The organism is Faecalibacterium sp. AF27-11BH (assembly GCF_003603005.1).
Classification (GTDB): domain Bacteria; phylum Bacillota; class Clostridia; order Oscillospirales; family Ruminococcaceae; genus Faecalibacterium; species Faecalibacterium taiwanense.
The window spans coordinates 1-3,220 of the sequence record NZ_QVGS01000025.1 but is presented as its reverse complement, the minus strand read 5'-3'; the positions used below and the strand labels follow the sequence as shown (position 1 = coordinate 3,220).

The following is a 3,220-nucleotide window of genomic DNA, read 5'->3' as shown; positions in this document are numbered from 1 at the left end:
TTCATGTTCAGCCCTCACTTTCCGGCAGACGATGGGGTTGCACTCCGGGGCATCGCACTTTTCCTTAAGATTCATCAGCACCGAAGGGCGTTCCGGCTGCTTGTCCAGAAACCCCTGTAAATCTTTGAAGCCGATGCTGTCCACATAATGCACAGACACCTCGCCATTGCGTTTAAGTGCGATCACATCGCTGACCGACAGGCTGTGTCCCTCAAAATCCTGCGGACGGGAGAGGTTGAACACCTGAAACAGTTCTTCCAAAACCTCGTTGTTTGGCACATCCTGCCACATGGCGGGCAGATCAGCATAGTAGGTGACCTCGTAATGCTCCGGGTCGGGCGTTTTGCCCCGACGATTCAACTCCCGCATAGAAGCAAATCTTTCATCGAAGATTTTTTCGTCATGCCGCAGCTGCATCACCATATAAACATCGCACCCTGCGTTCAGAAACTTCTGCGAGATGTCCGTCATGGGTTCACCGTCAAAATTCTGGTTCCATTTTTGCTGCATCGTCCACCTCACAGTTCCGGTGCAGAACGTGCAGAGGATTGTGGCGCAGACGTATCACTTGCCAGTTCTGCCAGCTTTTCCAGTGTGGAAGGGCGATGGTCTACACTCAGTTCCTCGGCTTCCGCAACTTTATCCATGACTACATCGTAGTCCTGCAGTAGCCGCCGGCCCTTTTCCATGTGGTGTGCTTCCAGAATCTGCTCACGGGCTTCCTGAATGGTCAGTTCCGGGGCACCCAGCTGCCCGCCGTCCATCACGGAAAAATCGCTGTGGTAAATGGTGTAGTCCCATCCATCCTCACAGGACTGGATGGCAAGATAACCTTTGCCACCCAGTTCCCATGCGGCCTGCTCGTCCTGTGTCTGAATTTCGGGGTAGAAGTCGGCATGGTTCCGCTCCATGACCTCGGCAAACTGGCAGATGTGGAACACATTGCCCAGACCGCCCATGTCAAAGTGATAATCATCCAGATGTTCCACCCGTGCCGTAAAACTGCGCCCATCCGGGTAATCCACCTGAATCACGCCGCCATCTGGAATGCGATAGAGGTCATCATAGTGGCTGTTGATGAGACGAATATCCTTCGGCAGCGTTTCCGGCTCCCAGATGCGCCGCCTGCCGATGCCCGCCTGCGGGATGTTTTCGAGGATCTTTACGCTTTCCTGTTGGATGACCTTGCGGTCATCGTCCGAAAGTTCAAACAGATACCAGTTCCGAGCGGCAGAAATGGCGTTCCTGCCATCGGGCGGCAGGTTCTTTTCCGAGATCTGCCCGCTTTCCAGCGGCTCACCAGTTGCCTTGTTGTAGGTGGCAAAGCCGACGCCTGCGCCATTCTCTCGCAGATGCAAGTATTTGTCGTCATTGATGAGATAAACAGCTTCTTTGGTTTGTTCCATCAGCACCCACCTTCAAATTCCAGAGAAAACCTGCTGCGGCCATCAGCTTCACAGGACAGCAGGACGGTGGCGTTGTAGGTCTTGCCCTTGGCGCTCTTGCAGTCCTTCAAGCGGACACGACCATCCCGCAGCAGCTTGTCTGCCACATGAGCGTCCAGCCGCTTGCCCAGACGCTTGAAGAACGCATTGTCCTTCCACAGCACGAAACGGCACTCCCTGTTCTCACAGAACCAGCCCTTTTCACGCTCCACGACAGGCTTCCCACAGTTCGGACAGACACCAATGATTTTGTTTTTCATAAGCGCATTCGCTCCCTTCGCAGCCTCGGTGGTCGTTACCAGCGAGGAGATCATCTCTTTGATTTCAGTCATAAAAGTTTCCGGCTCCATTTCGCTGCGCTCGATTTGCAGCAGTTTTGTTTCCCAATCAGCGGTCATTTCCGGGGATTGGATTTCTTCGGGCATCACGGTGATGAGGGCTTTGCCCTTGTCGGTGGGCAGAAGCACCTTGGTTTTCTTGGTGCCTTTCCGTTCCAGAAAGCCCTTCTGCACCAGCTTTTCGATGGTGGCGGCTCTGGTTGCCGGGGTGCCGATGCCCTGACGTTCTACGCCCTCCGGCATACTGTCCGCACTGGCGGTTTCCATAGCGTGCAACAGAGTGTCCTCAGTAAAATGCTTCGGCGGGGACGTTTGACCCTCCTTTAGCTCGGCGTTGAGAATACCGCACTCGTTTTCCGCTGCATTGGGCAGGGCGGTGAGTTCCTGCTTCCGGTTCAAGATGTCTGCCAGCACCTTGCGTTCCACCGCCTTCCAGCCTTCTTCCAGAATCTCCTTGCCCTTGGCGGTAAATTCCTCCCCGGCACATTCGGTGGTCAGCAGGGTTTCCAGATACCGGAAGGGCTTGCTGACTGCCATCAGCGTCCGGGCGATGATGAGCTTCAGGACGTTCTGCTCCCCCTTGGGCAGTGCGTCCAGATCGGCTTGCAGCATACTGCGGGTGGGCAGGATGGCGTGGTGGTCGGTGACTTTTTCCCGGTTTACGGTGCGCCGTGTCCGGGGCACAGCCTCATCTACATCTGCCGAGGTAATGTCGAGAAAGCCCTCCAACTCCTCAGTCAGTTCCTCCAGCATTTCCTCGTCATCGTCGGTGATATAGCAGCTATCAGTTCTGGGATAAGTGGTAAGTTTCTTCTCATACAGGCTCTGTACATAGTCCAAAGTCTGCTGTGCGCTGTACCCCAGCAAGCGGTTAGCGTCCCTCTGAAGAGTGGTCAGATCATACAGTGGTGGTGGATTTTCGGACTTTTCCTTGCGGGTGATGCGCTGGATCGTTGCTACCATCTCCTTTCGGCAGGCTTTCAACAGTTTTTCAGCAACGGATTTTTCAGGAATGCGGCGGCTGGATGCCGTGCAGCCGCTGGTCAGTTCCAGATCCACTGTGTAGAATTTTTCCGGGGTAAAGGCGGCAATGGCGGCTTCTCGCACCACCGTCATGGCAAGCACCGGGGTCATAACACGCCCTACCGCCAGCGGTTGACCGTACAGGCACGAAAAAAGCCGGGACGCATTGATGCCAACCATCCAGTCGGCACGTTCCCGGCAGAGTGCTGCGTTGTACAGCGCATCGTATTCAGTTGACGGTTTGAGATGGGCGAAACCCTCCCGGATGGCGTTTTCCTCCATGCTGGACAACCACAGGCGAGAAAAGGACTTTTTGCAGCCTGCTTGCTGGTACACCAAGCGGAAGATCAGTTCTCCCTCGCGCCCTGCGTCTGTAGGATAGTTCTCGGAGGTGACTTTTCTGACTTTGTTACT

Annotated in this window: 3 protein-coding genes; all 3 read right to left on the bottom strand. The window is 54.9% G+C overall.

Annotation, left to right across the window (positions count from 1 at the left end; all coding sequences use genetic code 11):
* On the bottom strand, positions 1-510 hold a 510-nt coding region (locus DWY76_RS13565), incomplete at its 3' end, for a YodL domain-containing protein (protein ID WP_120081595.1).
* An 8-nt stretch (positions 511-518) separates the two neighbouring features.
* Positions 519-1,406 carry an LPD16 domain-containing protein gene (locus tag DWY76_RS13560; protein WP_120081592.1) on the bottom strand — a complete coding sequence of 296 codons (888 nt, stop codon included), beginning with the start codon at positions 1,404-1,406 and terminating at the stop codon, positions 519-521.
* Positions 1,406-3,220, bottom strand: a 1,815-nt coding sequence (locus DWY76_RS13555; protein WP_243112062.1) for a DNA topoisomerase, incomplete at its 5' end; no start/stop codon positions are given. The genes DWY76_RS13555 and DWY76_RS13560, both read right to left, overlap by 1 nt.